We start from the raw sequence: 23,911 nt of genomic DNA, 5'->3' as shown, positions 1-23,911 counted from the left end.
TCAACAAGGGGCCTTGATGTGATGAAAACCGTTTCGTTCGCGGCGATGCTCGCCGCCGCGCTTGCCGCCGCACCCGCCGCCGCCGAGACGGTGGTCGTCACCGCCGATCGCATGGTGGATGTGCTGGCGGGCAAGACGATCGACAAGCCGGTGGTGGTGATCGCGAATGGCCGCATCGTGGCGGTGGGCAGCGCCGGATCGGTGGCGGTGCCGGGGGACGCGAAACGGATCGATCTTCCGGGCAAGACCATCCTGCCCGGGCTGATCGACATGCATGTCCATCTGGAGGGACATCCCAAATATAGCGGCTATAACGGCCTGGAGTTCACCGACAGCTTCTGGCCGATCCAGGCGACCGCCAACGCCAGGGGGATGCTCGGCGCGGGCTTCACCACCGTGCGCAATGTCGGCGCCAACAATTACACCGATGTCGGGCTGAAGGAAGCGATCGAAGAGGGCTGGATTCCGGGGCCGCGGATCGTGCCGGCCGGCCATGCGCTGGGTGCGACCGGCGGGCATTGCGACGAGACCTTCCTGCCGCCTTCATTCAAGCGCGTGGGGGAGGGGGTGGCCGACAGTGCCGACGGCTTCCGCCAGAAGGTGCGCGAACAGAAGAAATATGGCGCCGAGGTCATCAAGATCTGCGCGACGGGCGGCGTCTTCTCGCGCGGCGATGAACCCGGCCAGCAGCAACTGACCGCCGCCGAACTGGAGGCGATCGCCGACGAGGCGCATATGGCGGGGCTGAAAGTGGCGGCGCACGCGCATGGCGCGTCGGGCATCAAGGCCGCCATCCGCGCGGGCATCGATACGATCGAACATGCCAGCCTGATCGACGACGAGGGCATCGCGCTCGCGAAAAAGGCGGGCACCTGGCTGACGATGGATATCTTCAACACCGACTATACCCAGTCCGAAGGGGCGAAGAACGGCGTGCTCGAGGATAATCTCCGCAAGGATCGCGAGATCGCGCAGATCCAGCGCGACAATTTCCGCAAGGCGCATGCCGCCGGGGTGAGGCTGCTGTTCGGCACCGATGCCGGCGTGATGCCGCATGAAACCGCCGCCGGGCAGTTCAAATATATGGTCCAGTACGGCATGACGCCGATGGAGGCGATCCAGGCGGCGACGCGAAGCGGCGCGCAGGCGCTCGGGCGTGAGCGCGATGTCGGCGCGATCGCGGTCGGCCGCTATGGCGACATCATCGCCGTGTCCGCCGATCCGCTCGCCGACATTCGCGCGCTCGAACATGTCGACGTCGTGATCAAGGGCGGCGAGGTCGTGAAGGCCGATTGAGCATGGATCCGATCGTTCGACGTTTCGCGCGGCTGTCGCTCATCTGCTGGCTCGCCGGGATAGCGGTGATCGCACTGGCATGGGGTGGCGTGCTCCAGTCCTTCGATGAAGCGGCCCTGCGCGGTCTGCGGGGATTCGGTAACGCGCTGCCCGGATTCGCGACCGATCTGATGCGCGGTGCGAGCTGGCTGGGTGATGGCTGGCCACGTTCGATCCTCGCCATCGCCTTCATCGTCTATCTGATGATCCGGCGGCTGGCGCGCGCGGCGTCCTATATCCTCTACACCGCGCTCGGCATCGCCGCGCTCAATGCCTGGGTGCTGAAGGCGGTCGTGATGCGCGCGCGCCCCGATGTCGTGCCAAGGCTGGTCGAGGTCGACCAGAGCTGGAGCCTGCCGAGCGGCCATGCCGCCAACAGCGCCGCAGTCTATGGCGCGATCGCGCTGGTCGCGACGGTGCTGTGGTGGCGCAAGCGACAGCGCCGCGCGATCTGGGCCGTGACCGGGCTGCTGGTGTTCGCGATCGGCCTGTCGCGTGTCTGGCTTGGCGTGCATTGGCCAAGCGACGTCGTCGCGGGCTGGCTGGTCGGGGCCGGCTGGGCGTTGCTGCTGGCGGTGTTGCTCAAGCCCGTTCAGGCGAGAGGGGCGGTCACTCCGCCACGGAAACCAGCTTGAGCTGGGCTTCGCCGCCATCGGCGAGCAGCGCCCCGCCGCGCAGGGTGAAGCGTCCCTCCACCCGGCCGCCCGGTGCGATGCTGATCGTTTCGTAGCAAACGTCACCGGTGATGTGCGCGGTGCGCTCGATCACCAGTTCGCGTGCGCTGATCGATCCGTCGACGATGCCGGAAAGCCGAGCGGAATCGGCGGTTACACTGCCCTTGATGCGGCTGCTTTCCCCCTGGACGAGCGCCGCGCACTGGATATCGCCCTCGACGATGCCGTCGATATGCAGGTCCGCCTGCGCGCCGATATTGCCGGTGATCGAGACATCGGCGCCGATCACCGAAAAGGATCCGCCGGCGTGATTATTGCCCGTCGAACCGCCGTTTGACGCTGTCTTGGACCTTGAGAACATCGGCATGGGCCTCCAGGAACGGACGTGGGTTGATCGCACGATCGTTGATGCGCACTTCGAAATGGAGATGGTCGCCGGTCGAACGGCCGGTGCTGCCCATGCGGGCGATCTGCTGGCCGCGCGTCACCATCTGGCCGGGACGAACGTCGAAGCCGGACAAATGGCCGTAGCGGGTCTGGATGCCATGGCCGTGATCGAGGATCACGAGATTGCCGTAGCCGCCCTGCTGGCCGACCGAAACGACGCGGCCGGCGGCGGCGGCCATGATCGGCTGGCCGCGATCGCCGGTGATGTCGATGCCGGCATGAAGGGCGGCGGCGCCGTTGAACGGATCGGATCGCACACCGAAGCCGCTGCTGAGCGTCAGCGGCATGGCCGGCGCCGAATTGGGCAGCGCCATCAGCGCGCGTTCCATCGTGTCGAGCTGGCGCAGCGATGTCGCGAGTCGCGTGAGGCTCAGATCCTTCAGCGTGCGCGGCGCCGTGGCGCGCAGCGGAATGAAGGGGCCGCCCATCGCCCGATGCGGCGCCATCGCGCGCGGATCGACGCCGAAGCGACGAATGGCCTTTTCCGCTTCCTGCGCGCGCATCGTCGCTGCCATGGTCAGCGTATCGGTGAAGGCGAGCTGGCGTGCTTCGATCCGTGCGAGCGGGGCCGCTTCGGGAATGACCGCGCCGATCTTGGCCGGCGCCGCGGCAGGAGCGGGGGCGGGCGCGGGTTCGACCGCGCCGAAATAGCGGGTCACCATCTGGTCCAGAAGCTGCTGGCGCTTCTCCAGCCGGTTCGCCATGCCCTCGACATTCGATTGCCAGGCCTCGACGCGTCCGGCGGAGCGATCCACCGCGCTTTGCTGCGCGCCCAGCGCGATCCGATCCTGCACCGTGCGGATCTGCAGGCCGACCATGAACACTGTCGAGACCAGCCAGATGGCGAAGATCAGGGCGGCGAGCGCCGCGAGCTTGATCTGGAAACCGGTGGTGATCCGAAGGAAACGCATCTGCCCGCCGGAGCGGACATAGATTTCGTGATCAGGAAAGAACCGCACCAACCGGGCATAGAGCCCGGACGGCTGCTTCGTTGTAACGGGCACCGCGCGACCTGCGATTATTGATGGATTGACGCTCGCATAGTGGCAGGTGCGCGAGTCGCGAAATCATGAAGGGTGGACTCGTGACGAGTCGGGGGAGTCTTCGGACGAGACGAAGAAGAAGATTAAAAAACTATATGTATTCGCGTCGCCGAAAGCGCGGTGATGCGCCCGGATTCATGAGGATCGATGGCCCGATTCGTGGCCGATTCGAATTGTAACGAATGATTATGTCTTTGGTTCCCCGGCCATTTCCATCAGAACGCGCCATTCATCCTTGGCGATGGGAACCACCGAAAGCCGCGACTGGCGGATCATCGGCAAATCGGCCAGTCTCGGCTCGGCCTTGATCGCCTTGAGCGAGACGGTTTTTTTGAGCGGCCTGACCGGTTTCACGCGCACGGCGACCCATCGGCCGGTGCTATCGGTGCGATCGGGCTCCGCCTCGCCCGAAATCTCCATGATGCCGACCGCCTCCAGCCCGATATTGCTGTGATAGAACAGCACCCGATCGCCCAGCTTCATCGCGCGCATGTGCATCGCGGCGGTGGGATTGCGCACGCCGTCCCAATAGCCTTCGCCGTCACGCACAAGATCGTCCCAGCCATAGGCGTCCGGTTCCGATTTCATCAGCCAATGGGCGTGGTCGGTCATCACATCCTCCGATCGGGGTTCCATGGATGGTCATACCGCATCGACGCGATCGTGCTCCAACAATCTCTTGGCCAACAACCTCCTCACCAGCGATCTCCTGGAACGATCGTTTCGGCTGAAAAGCGTTTCCCGCGAATCCGGACGATGCTTTATCGTCGTTACACCCAATTCAGAGGAGTCGCCCGATGATCACCCGCACCGCATCCGCCCGCTACGAAGGCTTCGGCAAGGACGGAAAGGGCCATGTCTCCAGCCAGTCCGGCGTGCTTTCGGACACCAATTACGGCTTCAACACACGTTTCGAGGACGGCGCGGGAACCAACCCCGAGGAACTGATCGCCGCGGCGCATGCGGCTTGCTTCACCATGGCGTTGAGCTTCGCGCTCGCGCGCGAAGGGTTTTCGGGCGGAACGCTCGAAACCAAGGCGGCGGTGAAGCTCGACAAGGATGGCGACGGCTTCTCGATCACGCGTTCGGACCTGACGCTCTCGGCAAGCGTCCCGGGAATCGACGCCGACAAATTCGCGGAGATCGCGGCCGGTGCCAAGGCCAATTGCCCGGTCTCGAAGCTGCTCAAGGCCGAAATCACGCTGACGTACACATTGTCGGAATAACGATCGGGATCCGAATCCAGGACCCGGACAACGGTCAGGCGGGCTGTGGCGTCCTGTGGAACAGCCGGCCGCGCTCGGTGACGAGTATCGTGCAGAGCGCGGCGAGCCCGCAGAGGAAGAAGCCAGTGTAGAGCGGGATCGTCGTCCCGTCGAACTGGCGGCCGACGCTGATGCCGATCGCGGCGCCGAAGATCGTCTGGAACGCCCCCTGCAGCGAACTCGCGGTGCCGGCGACATGGCCGACGCGTTCCATCGCCAGCGCGCCGAAATTTGCGGCGGCGAGCCCGAAGCAGCCCATCGCGGCCGCCTGAAGCAAGGCGAAATCGATCATGGTTTCATGGCCCGAAAGGGCGACGGCCAAGTGGATGCCGCCGAACAGCGTGAAGCCGATCAGCGCCCAATGGCCGATGAAACGCATGCCCAGCCGGACGACGAGCCGCGAATTGATCAGCGAGCCGATCGCCATGGTGGTCGCGACGGCGGCGAAGACGATGGAGAGCATGCCCGGTGCACGAAAGACGTCGGTGAAGATCTGCTGCACCGAATGGATGAAGCTCATCAGCGCGCCGTTGATGAACGCTCCGGCCAATGTGTATCCGTTCGACTGACGGTCACCCAGCACCATGGCATAGGATGCGCCGAGCCCGGCCGGGGTGATCGCGATGCGGCGTTCCCTGGGCAGGGTTTCGGGCAGGCGCAGACCGGCCCAGAGCAGGATGAGGATGCCGATCGCGGCGAGCGCCACGAAGATCCAGCGCCATGGCGCCACCAGCAGGATCATCTGCCCCAGGCTGGGGGCGAGCACCGGGGCCGCCATGAAGACGATGAACGCCAGGCTCATCACCCGCGCCATCTGCCGGCCGACATAGCGATCGCGCACGATCGACACCACCAGCGCGCGGCCGCCGGCGGCGCCGGCGCCCTGCGCCATGCGTGCGGCGATCAGCAATTCGAAACTGGGCGCGAACGCCGCCGCAAGGCTGAAGATCGCATAGCCGGCGACCGAGATCAGCAGCACCGGGCGCCGGCCGAACCGGTCGGACAAGGTGCCGATGAAGAATTGCGAGACGCCGAAACCGATCAGGAAGGCGCCGATCACGAACTGGCGATCATTGTCGTGAAGCACGTTCAGCGACTGGCCGATCGCGGGCAGCGCCGGGATCATCGAATCGATCGCCAGCGCCACCGTCGCCATGATCAGCGCGATCAGCGCGATGAATTCGCGCGGCCCGGGGCGCTCCGCCACGGGGGTTTCCTGGGGCACCGGTGAATCCATGAAGTGCCACTTGGCGCATCGTGCGGCGGATTGCCAGTGTTGCGGCGCAAAAATCAGCCGGAAATGCCGAGTCCGAGCAGGAACAGCAGGAACAGCACCAGCGCGATCGACGCGAAGATCAGCAGCAGGAAGGTGCGGACCAGTGCACCGAAGCGCCCGATCTCATAGGCGCCCTTGAGCTGGAAATAGATGTGGACCGGCGGGATGACGAGCGCCGCGACGCTGATCACGTCGCTGTTCAGGCCGGCGACCCACAGCATCGTCAGCAGGATCGTCAGCAGCGACATGAAGGCGAGCGAATAGGTGACGAAGATCGCGTGATCGTAAACCCGTCGGCGAAAGTGCCACAGGAACATCAGCCACACGAACGGCACCGAGATCGGGATCAGCGCCCAAGAGAATTTATAGGCGTTGGACTGGATCTTGTAGAGCGCCAGATTGGGGTTGGCATTCGCCTTGGCGATACCCTTGTCCAGCTTCGGCCAACCTGTCCTGATATTGGCGAAGCTCGGCGGCTTGCCGCGCGACGCCGCCTCGACGGTCTTCAGCATCTCGCGGCGCGTGGCCAGATTCTCCTGCAGGGCGGTGGTGTCGCGGCCGGCGGCCCTGGCCTCGGCGATCTTGCGTTCGGTATTTTCGACGCCCTTGCGCTGGATCTCGATCTGGTTCGCCGCCTGCGCCTGCAATTGCGGGGTGGTGGCGACGTTCAGATCGGGCGTTTCGAGATGCCCGCCGAACAGGTTGATCACCGCGAACATCAGGAAGACCGAGAACAGGAACAGCGCCAGCGGGGAAACGAAACGCGCGCGTTCGCCATGAACGTAACGGCGGGTCAGTTCGCCGGGGCGAAAGGCGAGCATCGGCAATGTGCGCCAGATCTTGCCCTCGAAATGGAGCACGCCATGCGCGAGATCGTGCCAGATCGCGGCGAGGGAGCGATGGATGTGCCCCGCCTGGCCGCAGGCATGGCAATAGGGGCCGGCAAGTGCTGTGCCGCAATTGAGGCAGATGCCGTGCGACGCGTCGCCGTCGTGACCGCCCGTGGCGGGCTCGACAGCATGCGCCACCAAACCCGCGCTCACCGCGTCTCCCGCTGCTTCGATGCCCCCTGACATGATCCGGTTCGTAGCAGCCGGGCCGGGAGGCGGGGAAGCGCTATTTCGTGTGGACAATGATCATGCTAGGCGCGCCGGCATGAACGATCCGCACGATTGCGAAACCCTGATCCGTGACATGGCGGCCGCCGCGCGCGTGGCCGCCGGCCGGCTGGCCGCGATGCCGGGGCCGCGAAAGGCGGCCGCGCTGGCCGCCGCGGCACAGGCGGTGCGCGAGGACGAGGCGGCGATCCTGGCAGCCAATGCGGAAGACATGGCGCGCGCGACCGCCGCCGGGCTCTCCTCGGCGCTGCTCGATCGGCTGCGGCTCGATCCCGCCCGGCTTGGCGCGATGGCGGACGGTATGGCGGCGGTGGCCGCGCTCGACGATCCGGCGGGCACGATCATCGACGAGACCCGCCGGCCCAACGGCATGATCCTGCAGCGCATGCGCGTGCCGCTGGGCGTGATCGGGATCATCTATGAAAGCCGCCCGAACGTGACGGCGGATGCAGCCGCGCTCTGCTTCAAATCGGGCAATGCGGCGATCCTGCGCGGCGGATCCGAGGCGATGGCGAGCAATCGCGCGATCCATCGCGCGCTGGTGCGCGGCCTGGTGTCGGAAGGTGCGCCGGAAGCAGCGATCCAGCTCGTGCCGGTCACCGATCGCGCGGCGGTCGGTGCGATGCTGGGGGCGATGGGGCTGATCGACATGGTGGTGCCGCGCGGCGGCAAGTCGCTGGTCGCGCGCGTCCAGGCGGAAGCACGCGTGCCCGTGCTCGCGCATCTCGACGGCATCAACCATGTCTATGTCGACGTCGCCGCCGATCCGGCCAAGGCGCGAGACATCGTCGTCAACGCCAAGATGCGGCGGACGGGCGTGTGCGGCGCGATGGAGACCTTGCTGATCGATCGCGCCTATGCCGGCGCCGGCGATCTGGTCGATGCGCTGATCGCGGCCGGCTGCGAAGTGCGCGGTGATGCCGCGACCCAGGCGCTCGATCCGCGCGTGGACGAGGTGTCCGATGCCGATTGGGATACCGAATATCTCGACGCGATCGCGTCCGTCGCGCTGGTCGATGGCCTTGATGCCGCGATCGCGCATATCGCGGCGCATGGTTCGCATCACACCGACGCGATCGTCACCGAGGACGCGGCGGCAGCCGAGCGTTTCCTGGGCGAAGTGGACAGCGCGATCGTGATGCACAATGCCTCGACCCAGTTCGCGGACGGCGGCGAATTCGGCCTTGGCGCGGAGATCGGCATTTCCACCGGCCGCCTCCATGCGCGCGGCCCTGTCGCGCTCGAAGGGCTGACGACATACAAATGGCTGGTGCGGGGCAGCGGCCAGACGCGTCCCTGATGCGCATCGGTCTCCTTGGCGGCTCGTTCAATCCGGCGCATCAGGGGCACCGCGACATCAGCCGCTTCGCGCTCGACGCGCTCGGGCTGGACGAGATCTGGTGGATGGTCTCGCCCGGCAATCCGCTGAAGTCCGCGAACGACATGGCGCCGCTGCCGGCGCGGCTCGGTTCCGCGCTCAGGATGAGCCGGGGCCTGCCGATCCGTGCGACCGCCATCGAGCGGACGCTGGGCACCCGCTACACCGTCGATACGCTCGACGCATTGGTGCGCCGATACCCCAAATATCGGTTCATGTGGTTGATGGGGGCCGACAATCTCGACCAGTTCCACCTGTGGCGCGACTGGCGGAAAATTGCGCGAATAGTTCCGATTGCCGTAATCGCCCGTCCGGGTTATGATCGGGCCGCCCATGCAGGTGGTGCTATGGGATGGCTGCGGCGCTTCGTCCGGCCCGCCAGCCAGCGAAAAAGTTGGACGAATTGGAGATTGCCGGCGCTCGTGCTGTTGCGCTTTCGCCCCGATCCAACCTCCGCAACCCGTCTGCGACAGGCAGACCCCCATTGGCATCGCGATTTTGCCGCCCGCGTTCCGCGCGACCGCGTCACGCGATTGCCGGTATCCTAGAAGGAACACTCTTGCCTCCATCCGCTTCCGCATCGAAGGCGTCTTCCGGCCCAGAGGAGGTCGAGGCGCTCCATAGGCTCGTGCTGGATTCGCTCGACGACGATCAGGCGGTCGAAACCGTCTCGATCCCGCTCGCCGGAAAGAGCAGCATCGCCGATCACATGGTGATCGCGTCCGGCCGCTCGACCCGTCAGGTCGCCTCGATGGCGACCAAGCTCGCCGAGAAGATCAAGGCGCAGTGCGGCCGCAGCGCGCGTATCGAAGGTCTGCCTGCTGCCGATTGGGTGCTGATCGACGCCGGTGACGTGATCGTCCACCTCTTCCGTCCCGAAGTGCGCAGCTTCTACAATCTGGAACGGATGTGGAATTTCGGCGACGCGCCGCCGGCCAACGAAGATTGAGACTGATCCGGGCATTTCGGGCGGTCGTCCGAAATGCCCGGGGGCGATGATGGGGGTAGATCAGCGTGCTTCTCCATATCGTCGCCAGGGGCAGGATCGGTCGTTCGCCGGAGGCGGAACTCGTCGACCGCTACGTCAAGCGGCTGAGCTGGCCGTTCAAGCTCACCGAATTGCCTGACACCGGCGGACGCATGCCGGTGCGCGATCCCGGCACCGTCCTGATCATGCTCGACGAGAAGGGTGAGCAGCTCGGATCGATGGAGTTCGCGCGCAGGCTGGAACGCTGGCGAGACGACGGCCGGCGCGAGGCGCGTTTCCTGATCGGCGCCGCCGACGGCTTCGACGATGCGATGCGTGCCGAGGCCGATCTGCTGATCGCGTTCGGCCGGGCGACCTGGCCGCATTTGATGGCGCGCGCGATGCTGGCCGAACAGCTTTGGCGCGCAACCTCGATCCTTGCCAATCATCCCTATCATCGCGAAGGGTGAGCGCGTGATGCGCGTCGCCCTGATTTCCCTGCCGGTGATCGCCGCCGTCGCGGCATTGGGTTTCGCGGCCCATGCGCCGGCGGCCACGACGATCGCGGAAGAACAGCGTTCGCTCGTCAAGGCGCGCCGCGATGCCGCGACGGCTTCGGCGCGGTCCGCGCAGCTCGAACGCGACGCCGCCGCGGAACGGGACGAGGCGGCACGCGCGGAGGCGCAGGCGGCCGCCGTCGCCGCGCGCATCCAGTCCGCCGAGGCCGAAATCGCCGCCGCCGAGGCGCGGATCCGCATTCTGGCCCGGCTTCAGGTGGCGCAGCGCGCGCGGCTCGCCGAGCGCCAGCAGCCGATCGTGCGGCTGACCGCCGCGCTCCAGACCATGGCGCGCCGCCCGTCGGCGCTCGCGCTGGTCCAGCCGGGATCGACCGCCGATCTTGTCCATGTCCGTTCGCTGCTCGCGACGATCGTGCCGGTGGTGGAGGAGCGGACCAGCGGGCTGCGCGACGAGATCGCGCGCAGCCGCGCTCTGCGCCGCAGTGCCGATCTGGCGGCCTTGTCGCTGCGCAAGGGACGCGAGCGGCTTCAGTCCGAGCGATCGGCGCTGGCCAAGCTGGAGACGGCGCATCGTCAGCGTTCGCGTCAGTTCGCCGATAGCGCGATGTTCGAATCGGATCGCGCCATCGCGCTTGGCGAGCGCGCGCGCGATATCGTCGATCTCATGTCGGCGCTCGATGAGCAGGCGGGCGTGCGCGAGACGCTGCAAAGCCTGCCGGGGCCGCTGCTCCGTCCGGTGCGTCCGGGCGGGATGCAGGCGCCGCCGGACGATCCCCGCCTGACGCAGCAGCGCAATCCGCCCTATCGCCTGCCGGTGTTCGGAGAGGTGGTGACCGGATTGGGCGAGGTCTCCGCTTCGGGCGTGCGCGCCAAGGGGCTGACGCTGGAGACGCGGCCGGGCGCGCAGGTGGTGGCGCCGACGCGCGGGCGTATCGCCTATGCCGCCGATTATCGCGGTTTCGGCAAGATCGTGATCATCGATCATGGCCAGGGCTGGACGTCGCTCATCACGAATCTCGCCGCACTCGACGTCAAGGTGGGCGACGCGGTGGCGCAGGGCAGTCCACTGGGCCGGGCGGATGCCGGCCGCCGCCCGATGGTGACGGTGGAATTGCGCCGAAATGGCCGGCCGGTGGATATCACGCCGCTCGTCAGCTGAGGTTCAGCCGGCCCGCGCTTTTGTGTTCGCACGCCGCTTTTCTGGCTCGTCTGCGGTTTTGCGGACGGTCAAAAGCCTGTATGCTGCCATCGAGAAGTCTGGGTTCCAGTCAGTCGGAAAGCCTGTTGCAGATGTCCAAGTCGATCATCCATGCCGCCATCGCCGTTTCCGCGATCGCGCTCGTCCCGGCGACCACCGCCAGCATGGCGGCGGTCGACGCCAAGACCTGGCGCGAATTCGATCAGTTCATCGCAGTGTTCGACGAGGTGCGCAGCAAATATGTCGAACAGGTCGACGATCAGACGCTGCTCAAGGGCGCGATCGACGGCATGCTCGCCGCGCTGGATCCGCACAGTTCCTATCTCGACGCGCGCGATTTCGAGAATCTGCGGACGCAGACCGACGGCGCCTATGGCGGCCTGGGCCTGACCGTTTCGATGGAGGACGGCGCGGTCAAGGTGATCACCCCCACCGAGGACACGCCGGCATTCCGCGCGGGCATCAAGGCGGGCGATTATATCACGCATATCGGCAAGACGCTGATCTTCGGCGGCACGCTCGACGACGCGGTCGAACAGATGCGCGGCCGCCCCGGCACGACCATCACGCTCACCATCGTGCGTCCGGGACGCGAAAAGCCGTTCGACGTGACGTTGACCCGCGAAATCATCGAACTGAAGCCCGTGAAATGGGAAGTGAAGGACCGCGTCGGCGTCATCAACATCAACGCCTTCTCCAAGACCACCGCCGACAGCGTTCGCGCGGCGGTTGTCGGGATCGAAAAATCGCTGGGCGCGCCGCCGCTCGGCTATGTCGTCGATCTGCGCTCCAATCCGGGCGGCCTGCTCGATCAGGCGGTCGAAGTGTCGGACGTCTTCCTGGAGCGCGGTGAGGTGGTTTCGCAGCGCGGTCGCGAAAAGGGCGATATCGAGCGTTTCTATGCGACCAAAGGGGATATGGCGCGCGGTCTGCCGATCGTGGTGCTCGTCGATTCGGGGTCGGCGTCCGCCGCCGAGATCGTTGCCGGCGCGCTGCAGGATCATCATCGCGCGGTCGTGATGGGCGAGCGCAGCTTCGGCAAGGGCTCGGTTCAGACCCTGTTGCCGCTGACCGATACGACGGCGCTGCGCCTGACCACGGCGCGCTATTTCACGCCGTCGGGCCGATCGGTCCAGGAAGGCGGGATCGAGCCCGACGTGCTGGTGCCGCAGCTTTCGGATCCCGACTACAAGACCCGGCCGCGTTTCCGCGAGGCCGATCTCAAGCGTCATCTGATCAATGAGGCCAAGGTCGACAATTCGGTGCTCGAAGACGATTCGAAGGACGATCCGCGCTTCACCCAGACTGCGGACCAGTTGAAGAAAGCGGGCGTCACCGATTTCCAGCTCGATTATGCGATCAAGGCGGTCACGCGATCGCGCAAGCCGGTGGTCGTGGCGAACGCAGCGGCGCGGCCGGGCGGTCGCCGCTGACGGCTGTCTCCGTTTTCCTGTCCGGTCATGCCGGAGAAAGCCGGCCATCGCCATGATGCCGGTCGCCGTGCACGCGACGTGAAGAAGGTTGCTGATGGATCGCCTTAAAACTGCCCGCGCCCTCGCCTTGCTGACGCCGGCACTGCTGATGGCCGGCGCGCTCGGATCGCAATATCTTGGCGGCCTTTATCCGTGCGAGATGTGCCATTGGCAGCGCTGGCCGCATTATGCCGCCATTCCGCTGGCACTGCTTGCCATCCTGCTCAGGGGGCAGGCGATCGGCAGGCTGTTCCTGGCGCTGGCGGCGCTGGCGATCCTGACGAGCGGTGCGATCGGGGCGTTTCATGCCGGGGTCGAATATGGCTGGTGGGAAGGGCTGACCAGCTGTTCGCGCGTCGCCGATACCGGCGGCAATGTCGACGACATGCTGCGCAACCTGATGACCGCGCCGGTGATCCGGTGCGATCAGGCGCAATGGACATTGGCGGGGATTTCGCTTGCCGGGTTCAATGCGATCTTTTCGATCGGCGCCGCATTCACCATATTCGGATTGATGATGAAGGCGCGCAAGGCATGACCGGTCTGTCGAGGCCCGATACCGCATCGATGCTGCGCGTCGATCAGGCGGGCGAATATGGTGCGACACGCATTTATGCCGGCCAGATGGCGGTGATGGGCGATCGCACGCCGGCGGCGCGGATGATCGCGGGCATGGCCGCGCAGGAGGAGCGCCACCGCCGCCATTTCGATGCGATGATCGCGGCGCGCGGCGTGCGGCCCACATTGCTGCAGCCGATCTGGGACGTCGCCGGCTTCTGGTTGGGGGCGGCCACGGCGGCGATCGGCCCCGAAGCGGCCATGGCCTGCACCGCCGCGATCGAGACCGAGATCGACAACCATTATCGCGAGCAACTCGAACAGCTTGGCGACAGCGATCCCGAATTGTCCGAAGCGATCGCGGAATTTCGCGCCGAGGAGATCGAGCATCGCGACCAGGCATTGGCCGCGGGCGCCGAGCGGGCGCCGGCCTATCCGGTGCTGAGCGCCGCGATCCGGCTGGGCTGTCGTGCCGCGATCGCGCTTTCGAAGCGGATCTGACGGAGATTATGGAGCGCTCGGGCGTTTCCGACTTGAGCAAGGACCGGTGTCATGCGTAGCGCGTTCCTCATTGCCGTCGCTCTTTCCGCCCTTGGCGGCGCGATGGTTGCCACGCCGGTCCAGGCGCAGGAACAGCGCGTGATCGTCGTTTACGGCGACGATCCTTGCCCGGTGGCGAAGGAAGGCGAGGAGATCATCGTTTGTCCGAGGCGGCCCGAAAGCGAGCGGTATCGCGTGCCCAAGCGCTTCCGCAACCAAGACGTGGCGCCGGGCAATGCCAATGAAAGCTGGGCGGTGCGGTCCGAAGCGCTCAACGAGGCGTCGCCGACCGGCATCAGCAAATGTTCGGTGGTGGGCCCTGCGGGCTGGACCGGTTGCTATGCGCAATTCCTGCGCGAGGCCCAGGCCGATCGCCGGGCACAGCGCCGCGCGGACGGTGCGATTCCAAGCGTGAATGATCGTCCGCTCAGCGATGCGGACGAGCATGAGGATGACGGAGAATGACGATGCGCTTCCTGGCCCCGATATTCGTGCTCGCGCTTGCGCCGGCCGCCGCGCATGCCCAGGCGGTGCCCGATCCGGGCGCGAACGAGAAGATCAATCAGGTGATCGTCTATGGCGATCAGCCTTGCCCCAAGGGCGCCGCCGACGAGATCGTGATCTGCGAACGGCGCGCCGATCCCTATCGTATTCCCAAGCCCCTGCGCAGCAACCCGAACGCGCCGGAAAACGCGGCCTGGGGCGCGCGCGCCGAGCAGCTCGAATATGTCGGCCGCAACGGCATCGGCAGTTGTACGCCGACCGGTTCGGGCGGCATGAGCGGCTGTTTCAACCAGCTTGTCCGCCAGGCCCGCGCGGAACGTGCGCAGGGTGACGGCACCAATTGGGTCGCGCTGGTCGAGCAGGCGCGCGAGGAGCGCGTTGGCCGGATCGACGCGGATTCGGAAGCGATCGAAGCGCGCGTGAAGGCGGAGGAAGCGGCGAGGGCCGCCAAGGAAGCGGAAGCGGCGAAAGAGCCGAAATAGCCTCACATTGTCGCTCCAGCGAAAGCTGGAGCCCATCGGATGCCCGGGCCGCTATTGGGGTTGAAGCATCGGATAGTCTCCAGCCTTCGCTGGGGCGACGATCCAATGGGGAAAGCGCACCGATGATGACCGGCCTATGGCCTGATCATTCGGCGCGCGTCTTCTCCGCCGCGATCCATGCGTTGATCTGGGCGTCGAGCACGTCGAGCGGCACCGCGCCCTGGCCGAGCACAGCGTCGTGGAAGCGGCGCAGGTCGAATTTCGCTGCCAGCGCCTTTTCGGCCCGATCGCGCAATTCGCGGATCTTGAGTTCGCCCAGCTTGTAGGCGAGCGCCTGGCCCGGCCATGTGATGTAGCGATTGACCTCCGCATCGATATTGGCGTCGGTCAGCGCGCTATTGTCCTTCATGAAGGCGACCGCCTGCTCCTTGCTCCAGCCCTTGGCATGGATGCCGGTATCCAGCACCAGCCGGCAGGCGCGCCACATCTCGTATGACAGGCGGCCCATGTCCTTTTGCGGCGTGTCATAGATGCCGGTCTCTATCCCCAGCCGCTCGGAATAAAGGCCCCAGCCCTCGGTGAAGGCGGTGAAGCCGTTGCCATAGCGTCGCCACAGCGGGATATCGAGTTCCTGCTGCAGCGCGATCTGCTGGTGGTGGCCGGGCACGGCCTCGTGGCTCGTGAGCGCCGGAATCTCCCAGAAGGGGCGCTGGTCGAGCTTGGAGGTGTTGACATAATAGGTGCCGGCGATGCCGGTGACGGGGGAGCCCGGGCCGTAATAGGCGGTCGTCGTGCGCTCGGCGGTTTCCGCCGGAATGGCGCGGATGCCATAGGGCAGGCGGGCGACCTTGCCGAACAGGCCGGGCATCATGCCGTCGATCGTCTTCGCCATGCGCGCCGATTTTTCGAGCAGTTCCTCCGGCGTCTTCGCGAAATAGGCGGGGTTTGTCCGCATGTCCGCGATCATCGCCTCGCGGCTGGCAAAGCCCGCCTTTTTCGCGACGCCGTCCATTTCGGCGCGGATCCGCGCGACTTCGCTCAGGCCGATCCGGTGGATCGCATCGGCGCCGAGATCGGTCGTCGTCTCCTGCCGGATGCGGAACGCGTAATAGGCGGCACCACCCGGCTGCGCCGAAATGCCCGGCGCCTTCGCGCACTTCTTCGCATAGGTGCCGACATAGAAGTCGTGGTGCTTGGTGTAGGCGGGGTTGATCACGTCGGCCACGATCGTCCGTGCCCGCGTCTTCATCGCGGCCCAGTCGGCATCGCTCATGTCGGCGGGCCGGGATTTCAGGAAGGGGGCGTAGAAGCGCGATTTCTCCGGGTCGGCGGAAACCACGCCGATAATGCCCTTTTCATAACCCTGGAGCGCGATGCAGGGCAGCACATAGCCGCCGTCCACCGCCTGCTGCGTGATCTTCAGCGCTTCGTCGTTGAGCCTGGGATATTGCGCGATCCGCGTCAGATAGCTCTGATAGTCGGCGCGCGTGCGGAAGGGCAGGTCGTCCGCCATGCCGGCAAAACCCTGATGCCAGCCATAATAGGTGGTGAAGAGCATGGTGCGCTGGCCGAAGCGATTCTCCTCCACGGCTTCCGAGAAGGTGCGGCGCAGGATCGCCTTGTTGACGCGGTCGGCGGCCGACAGGCCGGCATCGGGGATGGCCTCCAGCCGTTTCAGGAACGCGGCATTGTCCGCGGCGCGCCGATCTGCCGCTGCCAGGCTGATGTCGCGGATGCGATCGTCATGGTCGCGCACGCCGAGCGATGTTGCCAGCGTCGGCGATTCACGCAGCATCCACGCTTCGTAATCATCCTGCAGCCGCTTGAAATCGTCGGCGGGCGCCGCGGCCACGGGGCTGGTGGACAGGAACAGGGCGGTCAGAAGCCAGCGGCGCATCGATGGTCCTTGCGGGAAGGTGGAAGGCCGCAACGCTAGTCAAATCCTTGCCCCATGCCTACTCCCGACCAGCTGGACGGCGATGCGACGAACCGTGCGCCGGATCCGGAACCCGCGGGCGGGCATGTCCATTCTATGTGCCATGAGCGGGATGAATATCGAGGCGCGCCGCTTGCGGCGCTCCGGCAAGTTGCGGCGTGAAGCGGAAAATTGTCTGGCCATCGCGGTTCGGGAACCACAGCCCGACATGGCCGCGCTGCTGATCGACGAAGCGGTCAGGCTGGCCATGCGCGCCCGCGAACTCGGCGGAGAGGCGAACGACGCCTGAGAGTCTGCTTGGAAATGCGCTAATGGCGCATTGCCGCACCGCCCTCCACAGGCATTCCAACGATGCTTCGCATCGCCGGCACCTTGGCCTGTTCCGCCCGCTCCCCCACCCGGCCTCCCAACGGCAGTATCTTCTGGGAGGCCGGGTGGGGAGCGGGCTGGTGCGGCCTTGGAAATGTGCTCTTCCGCACATTTCCCAAACAGACTCTCAGATCGGGCGCCGATTGACTTCGCCGTTTCGCATCGCTAACGACGCGCCCGCTCGCCAATCCCGGCGGGCGAAAGGAACTGCAATGTTCGGACGCTTGCATCTGCCGGGATTGATCCCCGCGGCCGTCCGGACCTCGCCGAAGCGCTAGTCGCGCCCTCGGCCGGGTCCGCGGATCCGGCTGCCATCATCCCGAAAATTCCAGAATCAATGCCCGTGGCGCTTTGCGTCCGACGGGCCGATCGGGTGAAAACATGGGCGAGAAAGACCTTGCGCGGGGCATGATCCTGCTGCTGCGCGAACATATCGACGCGGAGTCCGGCGCCGGAAAGGCGCTGATCGAATGGATCGAGAAACATCGCGACTGGCTATGGCCGGCGGGCGAGGCGCCCGAAACGGTGGATTGGGAAATGATCGGCGCTTTCGCCGATCGAATCGTGGCCGGCGAAGCGCCGGGCACGCCGCTGCTGCTTGCCGAGGCGATCGCCGACGTGCTGGCGCTCGACGGTTTCGATCGTGCGCTTCTGGCTGCCGCGATCGGCTTCCATCGCGCCGACCGGCTGACCGGGCTGCGCGCGGCGCTCGAAAAGGAACGGACCGACATGTCGGTGCTGTTCGGCATGCTCGCCGGCGCGGAGCCGGGGCGGGCGGCCTTCGCGGTGCGCACCAGCCTGCCGGTCGGGCTCGGCCTGCTCGAAGTGGCGATGAAGTCGATCGGCGGCGTCGATATCGATCTGAGCTGGACGTTCGAGCGGCTGCTCAATCGCGGCGTGCCGGAACCCGACTGGCTCGCCGACGCGCTTGCCGGTCCGCGTCAGGGCGCGGTGCTGACGCTCGACGATTTTGCGGGCGTCGCGGAGGCAGGCCTGCTCGTGCGGCTGCTCAAGGGAGCAGTTTCTGGGCGCGAGACCGGCGTCAACATCCTGATCCACGGGCCGCCGGGCACGGGCAAGACCGAACTGGCGCGGACGCTGGCCGCCGCCGCCGGGGCGGCGCTCCACGCCGTGGGCGAGGTTGACGAGGATGGCGACGAGCCCTCGCGTTTCGATCGCATCTCCGCGCTTCGCCGTGCCCAGCGCGCGCTGGAGCGGCGCGGCGGCACGCTGCTGCTGTTCGACGAGATGGAGGATCTGATCGGCAGCACGCGACAGGGCGGCAATGGCTATTCCGACGCACGCATGGGTTCGAAGATCTTCGTGAACCGCATGCTCGAGACCAATGCCGTCCCGGTGATCTGGACGAGCAACGCGATCTCGATGATCGATGCGGCGCATCTGCGGCGGATGAGCTTCGTGCTGAAGCTCGATCATCCGCGCGGACGCGACCGCGCGCGCATCCTGTCGAAGATCGCCGCGCTGGAGGAGATGCCGGGCGCGGCCGAACCGCTCTCCGCGCTGGCGCGGGACGCGGTCGAACTGCCGAGCATCGCGCGGGTGGCGCTGCGTTCCGCACGGATCGCCGGTGGCGACGCGGGCGAGGCCGCCATGGTCGCCGGCGCGCTGGTGCGCGGGCTGCGCGACGAGGATGGTTGCGCGCGTGAAACGGCGAAGCCTTTGCTCGATCTCGATCTGTTCGAGAGCGATCCGCCGGTTGCCGAACTGGTCGAAAGGCTGACGATGCCGGGTGCGCCGGTGGATTTCTCCATGCTGCTCACCGGCCCGCCCGGTACCGGCAAGACCGCGCTGGTCGGCCATGTCGCGCGCGGGCTCGATCGCCCGCTCCACGTCAAGCGGACGTCGGATGTTCTGAGCAAATGGGTGGGGGAGACCGAGCGGAATATCGCCGATGCCTTCGAGGATGCGCGGCGCGATGGCGCCGTGCTGCTGTTCGACGAGGTCGATTCGCTGCTGTTCGATCGCGCGGATGCCACGCGATCCTGGGAAGTCGCGCAGGTCAACGAACTGCTGACCTGGCTCGACGGCCATGGGTTGCCCGTGTTCGCTGCGACCAACCATCCGGGAAGGCTCGATCCGGCCGCGCTCCGGCGTTTCGTTTTCAAGCTGTCGCTCCGGCCGCTGTCGCACGCCCGTGCGGTCCGCGCGTTCGAACGCTTTTTCGGCATGGCGCCGCCGGCCGGCGTGCCGATGCCGGACAATCTGACCCCCGGCGATTTCGCGGTGGTGAAGCGCCAGCTTCGCTTTCGCGCCGGGCTGGAGCCGCACGTCATCGTCGCGCTGCTCGAGAGCGAGGCGCAGGCGAAACCCGGCATGGCGGGGCGGATCGGGTTCTAGGGTCCGAGGCGGATGGCGTCATCTGCCGGCCCGATCCGCCACCGGATTGATCAAAATCAGCGACAAGTCGATTTTGAGAACGTACAGTGAACAAATGTCTCAGCTCGATGTTCGCCAGAAGCTCGAAATCCTCGCCGATGCCGCCAAATACGACGCGTCATGCGCCTCGTCGGGAACGGTCAAGCGCGACTCGTCCAAGGGCAAGGGGATCGGATCGACCGAGGGCATGGGCATCTGCCATGCCTATGCGCCCGACGGGCGCTGCATCTCGCTGCTCAAGATCCTGCTGACCAACAGCTGCATCTTCGACTGCCATTATTGCATCAACCGCAAGAGCTCGAACGTGCGCCGTGCGCGCTTCACCGCCCGGGAGGTGGTGGACCTGACGCTCGCTTTCTACCGGCGCAACTATATCGAAGGGCTGTTCCTCTCCTCGGGCATCATCCGGTCTTCCGATTATACGATGGAGCAGATCGTCGAGGTGGCGCGCGCCTTGCGCGAGGATCATGATTTTCGCGGCTATATCCATCTCAAGACGATCCCGGACGCCGATCCCGAACTGATCCATCAGGCGGGGCGCCATGCCGATCGTGTGTCGATCAATGTCGAATTGCCGACAGAACGTGGCCTCAAGCGGCTGGCGCCCGAAAAATCGGGCGCGCGCATCGAAGGGGCGATGGCCGGGCTCAGGGCCGCGATCGCCGACACCGCCGATGCGCGTGGCCGTTACCGCCATGCGCCCGATTTCGCGCCGGCGGGCCAGTCGACCCAGATGATCGTCGGCGCCGACGCGGCGACCGATGGCGACATCGTGATGCGCGCGAACAGCCTGTACGATCGTTTCGCGCTGCGCCGCGTCTATTATTCGGCATTCAGCCCGATTCCCGATGCCAGCGCGGTGCTGCCGCTCAGCCGGCCGCCGCTGATGCGCGAGCATCGCCTTTACCAGTCCGACTGGCTGATCCGCTTTTACGGCTTCGCGGCCGAGGAGGTGGTGGCTGCCGCCGACGGTGAGACGGGCATGTTGCCGCTCGATATCGATCCGAAGCTCGCCTGGGCGCTCAAGCATCGCGACCGTTTTCCCGTCGATATCAATCGCGCGCCGCGTGCGATGCTGCTCCGGATTCCCGGGCTAGGCGTCAAGGCGGTCGATGCGATCCTGACCGCCCGGCGCTGGCGCCGGCTGGGCCTGGCGGATCTTGCGCGGCTGACCAGCTCGGTGGCCAGATTGCGTCCGTTCCTGATCGCGGAGGACTGGCGGCCGGTCGCCCTGTCCGACGCCGCGGACATCCGCCCGCTGGTCGCGCCCAGGCGCCGGCAACAGCTTGAACTGTTCGGCGCGTGAACGATCCGGATCGTCGCGTTCATGCGGTCTTGCCATGGCGCTCCGACTCGGCTTCATTAGGGGCGAGTCGAGGGAGAAATCATGGCATCCCAGCCTTTCGATCACGATGTCTGGAAACGGCGGGTGTCCAACACCTGTGCGGGTGCGCTGGTGGTCTTCGCCCTGCTGCATATTCTCTGCCTTGCCGCCGCATCGGGCCATGCGGCGGTGTCTCACATGATCGCGCTCGTCGTGCCGGTGGCGGCGGCGATTCCGCTGATGGCGCGCTTCGAGGCGCATTGGCTCGCCCGGCGCGATGCGAGCGGCTTTCGCGGTGCCGCGGCCCTGCTGTGGGTGGCCGCCGTGGTCGTGCCTTTCCTCTGGAGCGGGCTCTATCGCCTGATCGGTTGAACCCGGACGGGGCTCCGGCCGTTGATCCTCCACACTGAATGGAGGCAGATCGATGGCGACCCCGGAAATCTTCGAACGACTGAAGCAGGATCACGACCGGCATCGCACGATGCTGGCCAGGATCGACGAAACCAAGGGCGACAGTGCGGAACGGCGTGCGCTGTTCGAGGCATTTCGCGTCGAAGTGACCGCGCATGCCGCCGCCGAGGAGGAATCGCTCTACGCGACGATGCTCGCCAAGCCCGATCTGCGCGAGGATGCCCAGCATTCGGTGTCCGAGCATAAGGAGATCGATGATTTCCTGGAGGAACTCGACGAGATGGAATTCTCGTCGCCCGGCTGGCTGACGCGCTTTCGCGCGATGCGCGATCGTTACGAGCATCATATCGATGAGGAAGAGGAAGAGATGTTCCCCGACGCGGCGAAGGAATTGACCGATGCGGAGGAGGCGCGGCTCGCCGAGGTCTTCAAGCGTCGCAAGCCCGCCGAGCTCGAACGGGCGAAATAGGCGCGGCAATGCAGGTAGCGGCGCTGGCCGACGAGGATGATTTCGAAGGCTGGCGCCGCGATGCCCGAACGCTGGCGGTCGCCGGCGTGCCGCCCGGCCAGGTGACATGGCAGGTCGGCGCGGGCGCGGCGGATCTGTTTGCCGACAGGCCGGTGCCCCCGACGGATCAGGCGGCTTTTTCGGTTCCGCGCGCATTTCTCGATCTGGCCGAATCCGCGATCCTGCACCGGGATCCCGAACGGTTCGCACTGCTCTACACCTTGCTGTCGCGGCTCATGAATCAGTCCGGCCTGATCGAGGACCGCGCCGATGCGTTGGTGAGGCGGCTGACCCGGATGGCGGGATCGGTGCGGCGCGACATGCACAAGATGCGCGCTTTTCTGCGCTTTCGAGAAACGTCGGATACGCAAGGGCCACGTTTCGTCGCCTGGTTCGAGCCGGAGCACCATATCGTGCGCGCCAATGCGGGTTTCTTCGTCCGTCGCTTCCCCAATATGCGCTGGTCGATCCTGACGCCCGAACTGTCGCTGCACTGGGATGGCGAAACGCTGTCCGAAGGGCCGGGCGCCCGCCGTGAGGATGCGCCTGGCGACGATCCCGTCGAAGCGGTGTGGAAGACCTATTACGCCTCGATCTTCAATCCCGCGCGATTGAAGCCGGGCATGATGCTGAAGGAAATGCCGCGCAGATATTGGCACAACATGCCCGAAACCGCGTTGGTCCCCCAATTGATCGCGGGCGCCCAGGCGCGGGAGAGCGGCATGATCCGAACGGCGAGGACGGCACCCCCGACCAATATCGACGCGGCATGGACCGCCCTGCGCGACGAAGCCGAAGGTTGCACGCGCTGCCAGCTCCACAAGCACGCGACGCAGACGGTTTTCGGCGAAGGGCCGCTCGATGCCGGGATCATGCTGGTCGGAGAGCAACCCGGCGATCAGGAGGATGTGCAAGGGCGTCCGTTCGTCGGGCCGGCGGGTCAGGTGCTGGATGACGCGCTGGCGGCGGCGGGGATCGATCGCGGCCGCGTCTATCTCACCAATGCGGTCAAGCATTTCAAATATGAGTTGCGCGGCAAGCGCCGCATTCATCAGCGTCCGCTGACCGGAGAGATCAATGCATGCCGATGGTGGATCGAGCAGGAGGCGCTGCTGATCCGTCCGAAGGTGGCGATCGCGCTCGGCGCCACCGCCGCGCAGTCGCTCTTCGGCCGCGCGATGAAGATCGGCGAAAGCCGGGGGCGGGCGATCGCATTGCCCGATGGCGGTGAAGCCTGGATCACCATCCATCCAAGCTATCTGTTGCGGATGCAGGGCGATGTGGAGGCGGAACGCACGCGCTTCGTGGAGGAATTGCGGATGGCGGCGCGAAGTGTGAGGTGAGCAGCCAAGAGTCCGAGCAAGTTCCGTTTGTCCCGAGCGAAGTCGAGGGACACAGCACCCGCGATCAAAAACGTCCCTCGACTTCGCTCGGGACAAGCGGTGCAGTTGGCCGATCGCTCAGGCGGAGGCGCTGGGGCCTTCCGTCATAAGCCCCAGCCGCTCCGCGATCCCCTTCACCTTGTCCTCGCGTCCGGGCGCATGCCTGGCCACCAGCGCGCGATAGGCCGCGAGCGTTTCCGGCGTCGCCTTGTCCGGCGATCCGGAATCGAAGGGCGGGGCGGGATCATATTCCAGGCTGAGCTGGATGAAGCGGGCATGCGCCTCGCCCCGGATCGCGGCGGCGAGCGACAGGCCGAAATCGATGCCGGCGGTCACGCCGCCGCCGGTCACGCGGTTGCGATCGAACACCACGCGCTCCGCCACCGGGATCGCGCCGAACCATTCGAGCTGATGGCGCGACGCCCAATGGCATCCCGCGCGATAGCCCTTGAGCAGCCCTGCGGCGGCGAGCACGAGCGATCCGGTGCAGACGCTCGTCACCCATTCGGCGTCGGCGGCGATGCGGCGCACCCAATCCAGCGTTTCCGTATCCTCCATCGCCGCGACCGTTCCGAATCCGCCGGGCACGCAAAGGATATCGGCGGTTTCGATCTCGTCGAAGGTCGCGGTGGGCAGCAGCGCGAAACCCGCATCGGTCCGCACCGGATCGCGCGTCTTCGCGACCAGTTCGACCGTGACGTCGCCGATCCGCGACAACACCTGCGCGGGGCCGGTGAGATCGAGCTGGGTGACGTCGGGAAAGAGAAGGAAGGCGATACGCATGGGATGATGCTCCGGTTCGCGGCCGA

The 23,911-nt window shown here is 66.1% G+C and carries 26 protein-coding genes; 19 read left to right on the top strand and 7 right to left on the bottom strand.

Annotation, left to right across the window (positions count from 1 at the left end; translation table 11 throughout):
- Positions 1-21 precede the first annotated feature (21 nt).
- Together K7G82_RS27270 and K7G82_RS27265 are read left to right on the top strand one after the other, a co-directional pair.
- The gene (locus K7G82_RS27270) at positions 22-1,296 is read left to right on the top strand and encodes a Xaa-Pro dipeptidase (protein ID WP_222993287.1); all 1,275 of its coding nucleotides are present in this window, start codon (positions 22-24) and stop codon (positions 1,294-1,296) included.
- 2 nt (positions 1,297-1,298) lie between these two features.
- Positions 1,299-1,970: a phosphatase PAP2 family protein gene (locus K7G82_RS27265; protein WP_222993285.1), complete on the top strand. Its 672-nt coding sequence runs from the start codon at positions 1,299-1,301 to the stop codon at positions 1,968-1,970.
- Here the strand turns inward: K7G82_RS27265 and K7G82_RS27260 are convergent.
- The 3 genes from K7G82_RS27260 to K7G82_RS27250 form a co-directional block, all read right to left on the bottom strand.
- Entirely contained in the window at positions 1,945-2,370 is a 426-nt protein-coding gene (locus K7G82_RS27260) for a bactofilin family protein (protein WP_222993283.1), read from the bottom strand. The two genes, K7G82_RS27265 and K7G82_RS27260, sit on opposite strands and share 26 nt — an antisense overlap.
- Complete coding sequence (locus K7G82_RS27255) at positions 2,321-3,367, bottom strand: M23 family metallopeptidase (protein ID WP_222993281.1); 1,047 nt, start codon at positions 3,365-3,367, stop codon at positions 2,321-2,323. Before K7G82_RS27255 ends, K7G82_RS27260 begins: the two co-directional genes overlap by 50 nt.
- A gap of 318 nt (positions 3,368-3,685) precedes the next feature.
- Complete coding sequence (locus K7G82_RS27250; RefSeq protein WP_246623925.1) at positions 3,686-4,111, bottom strand: EVE domain-containing protein; 426 nt, start codon at positions 4,109-4,111, stop codon at positions 3,686-3,688.
- A 185-nt stretch (positions 4,112-4,296) separates the two neighbouring features.
- Here K7G82_RS27250 and K7G82_RS27245 point away from each other — a divergent pair, with 185 nt between their 5' ends.
- Positions 4,297-4,725 (top strand): OsmC family protein, encoded by a 429-nt coding sequence (locus K7G82_RS27245; RefSeq protein WP_222993279.1) that lies wholly within the window; start codon positions 4,297-4,299, stop codon positions 4,723-4,725.
- A gap of 34 nt (positions 4,726-4,759) precedes the next feature.
- Here the strand turns inward: K7G82_RS27245 and K7G82_RS27240 are convergent, their stop codons facing one another.
- Together K7G82_RS27240 and K7G82_RS27235 are read right to left on the bottom strand one after the other, a co-directional pair.
- A complete protein-coding gene (locus K7G82_RS27240) occupies positions 4,760-5,989 on the bottom strand; it encodes a multidrug effflux MFS transporter (RefSeq protein ID WP_343228662.1) in 1,230 nt (409 codons plus the stop codon).
- A gap of 65 nt (positions 5,990-6,054) precedes the next feature.
- A complete protein-coding gene (locus K7G82_RS27235; protein WP_343228661.1) occupies positions 6,055-7,083 on the bottom strand; it encodes a DUF3667 domain-containing protein in 1,029 nt (342 codons plus the stop codon).
- 112 nt (positions 7,084-7,195) lie between these two features.
- Here K7G82_RS27235 and K7G82_RS27230 point away from each other — a divergent pair, with 112 nt between their 5' ends.
- From K7G82_RS27230 to K7G82_RS27185, 10 genes are all read left to right on the top strand, one after another.
- On the top strand, positions 7,196-8,458 hold the full coding sequence (locus K7G82_RS27230; protein ID WP_222993273.1) for a glutamate-5-semialdehyde dehydrogenase: 1,263 nt from the start codon (positions 7,196-7,198) through the stop codon (positions 8,456-8,458).
- Positions 8,455-9,084 carry a nicotinate-nucleotide adenylyltransferase gene (locus tag K7G82_RS27225; protein WP_222993534.1) on the top strand — a complete coding sequence of 210 codons (630 nt, stop codon included), beginning with the start codon at positions 8,455-8,457 and terminating at the stop codon, positions 9,082-9,084. Before K7G82_RS27230 ends, K7G82_RS27225 begins: the two co-directional genes overlap by 4 nt.
- 11 nt (positions 9,085-9,095) lie before the next feature.
- Complete coding sequence (rsfS, locus tag K7G82_RS27220) at positions 9,096-9,485, top strand: ribosome silencing factor (RefSeq protein WP_222993271.1); 390 nt, start codon at positions 9,096-9,098, stop codon at positions 9,483-9,485.
- 65 nt (positions 9,486-9,550) lie between these two features.
- Positions 9,551-9,973: a 23S rRNA (pseudouridine(1915)-N(3))-methyltransferase RlmH gene (locus K7G82_RS27215; protein ID WP_222993269.1), complete on the top strand. Its 423-nt coding sequence runs from the start codon at positions 9,551-9,553 to the stop codon at positions 9,971-9,973.
- Positions 9,974-9,980: 7 nt separating this feature from the next.
- Entirely contained in the window at positions 9,981-11,180 is a 1,200-nt protein-coding gene (locus tag K7G82_RS27210; protein ID WP_222993267.1) for a murein hydrolase activator EnvC family protein, read from the top strand.
- Between the two features lie 131 nt (positions 11,181-11,311).
- A complete protein-coding gene (locus K7G82_RS27205) occupies positions 11,312-12,652 on the top strand; it encodes a S41 family peptidase (RefSeq protein ID WP_222993265.1) in 1,341 nt (446 codons plus the stop codon).
- Positions 12,653-12,746: 94 nt separating this feature from the next.
- Entirely contained in the window at positions 12,747-13,229 is a 483-nt protein-coding gene (locus tag K7G82_RS27200) for a disulfide bond formation protein B (protein WP_222993263.1), read from the top strand.
- On the top strand, positions 13,226-13,750 hold the full coding sequence (locus K7G82_RS27195; protein ID WP_246623924.1) for a demethoxyubiquinone hydroxylase family protein: 525 nt from the start codon (positions 13,226-13,228) through the stop codon (positions 13,748-13,750). Before K7G82_RS27200 ends, K7G82_RS27195 begins: the two co-directional genes overlap by 4 nt.
- Before the next feature lie 51 nt (positions 13,751-13,801).
- Positions 13,802-14,254, top strand: a complete 453-nt coding sequence (locus K7G82_RS27190) for a hypothetical protein (RefSeq protein ID WP_222993262.1) — start codon at positions 13,802-13,804, stop codon at positions 14,252-14,254.
- Positions 14,251-14,775: a hypothetical protein gene (locus tag K7G82_RS27185; RefSeq protein ID WP_222993260.1), complete on the top strand. Its 525-nt coding sequence runs from the start codon at positions 14,251-14,253 to the stop codon at positions 14,773-14,775. The genes K7G82_RS27190 and K7G82_RS27185 overlap by 4 nt, the downstream gene beginning before the upstream one ends.
- 145 nt (positions 14,776-14,920) lie before the next feature.
- Here K7G82_RS27185 and K7G82_RS27180 read toward each other — a convergent pair whose 3' ends face one another.
- The gene (locus K7G82_RS27180) at positions 14,921-16,672 is read right to left on the bottom strand and encodes a DUF885 domain-containing protein (protein ID WP_222993258.1); all 1,752 of its coding nucleotides are present in this window, start codon (positions 16,670-16,672) and stop codon (positions 14,921-14,923) included.
- Between the two features lie 151 nt (positions 16,673-16,823).
- Here K7G82_RS27180 and K7G82_RS27175 point away from each other — a divergent pair, with 151 nt between their 5' ends.
- The 6 genes from K7G82_RS27175 to K7G82_RS27150 all read left to right on the top strand — a co-directional run bounded on the left by K7G82_RS27175 (position 16,824) and on the right by K7G82_RS27150 (position 23,063).
- The gene (locus K7G82_RS27175) at positions 16,824-17,000 is read left to right on the top strand and encodes a hypothetical protein (protein ID WP_222993256.1); all 177 of its coding nucleotides are present in this window, start codon (positions 16,824-16,826) and stop codon (positions 16,998-17,000) included.
- A gap of 461 nt (positions 17,001-17,461) precedes the next feature.
- The gene (locus tag K7G82_RS27170; RefSeq protein WP_222993254.1) at positions 17,462-19,438 is read left to right on the top strand and encodes an AAA family ATPase; all 1,977 of its coding nucleotides are present in this window, start codon (positions 17,462-17,464) and stop codon (positions 19,436-19,438) included.
- Positions 19,439-19,532: 94 nt separating this feature from the next.
- Positions 19,533-20,783 carry a putative DNA modification/repair radical SAM protein gene (locus K7G82_RS27165; RefSeq protein WP_222993252.1) on the top strand — a complete coding sequence of 417 codons (1,251 nt, stop codon included), beginning with the start codon at positions 19,533-19,535 and terminating at the stop codon, positions 20,781-20,783.
- Between the two features lie 81 nt (positions 20,784-20,864).
- Positions 20,865-21,173, top strand: coding sequence for a hypothetical protein (locus K7G82_RS27160; RefSeq protein WP_222993250.1), 309 nt, complete (start codon positions 20,865-20,867; stop codon positions 21,171-21,173).
- A gap of 52 nt (positions 21,174-21,225) precedes the next feature.
- Positions 21,226-21,681: a hemerythrin domain-containing protein gene (locus tag K7G82_RS27155; RefSeq protein ID WP_222993248.1), complete on the top strand. Its 456-nt coding sequence runs from the start codon at positions 21,226-21,228 to the stop codon at positions 21,679-21,681.
- A gap of 8 nt (positions 21,682-21,689) precedes the next feature.
- Entirely contained in the window at positions 21,690-23,063 is a 1,374-nt protein-coding gene (locus tag K7G82_RS27150) for a UdgX family uracil-DNA binding protein (RefSeq protein WP_222993246.1), read from the top strand.
- A gap of 117 nt (positions 23,064-23,180) precedes the next feature.
- Here K7G82_RS27150 and K7G82_RS27145 read toward each other — a convergent pair whose 3' ends face one another.
- Positions 23,181-23,885 carry a DJ-1/PfpI family protein gene (locus K7G82_RS27145; RefSeq protein ID WP_246623923.1) on the bottom strand — a complete coding sequence of 235 codons (705 nt, stop codon included), beginning with the start codon at positions 23,883-23,885 and terminating at the stop codon, positions 23,181-23,183.
- Positions 23,886-23,911: the final 26 nt, after the last annotated feature.

It is taken from the genome of Sphingomonas colocasiae, assembly GCF_019880585.1.
Lineage (GTDB): Bacteria > Pseudomonadota > Alphaproteobacteria > Sphingomonadales > Sphingomonadaceae > Sphingobium_A > Sphingobium_A colocasiae.
The sequence above is the reverse complement of the archived record's forward strand: the minus strand, read 5'-3'. Positions and strand labels throughout refer to the sequence as shown.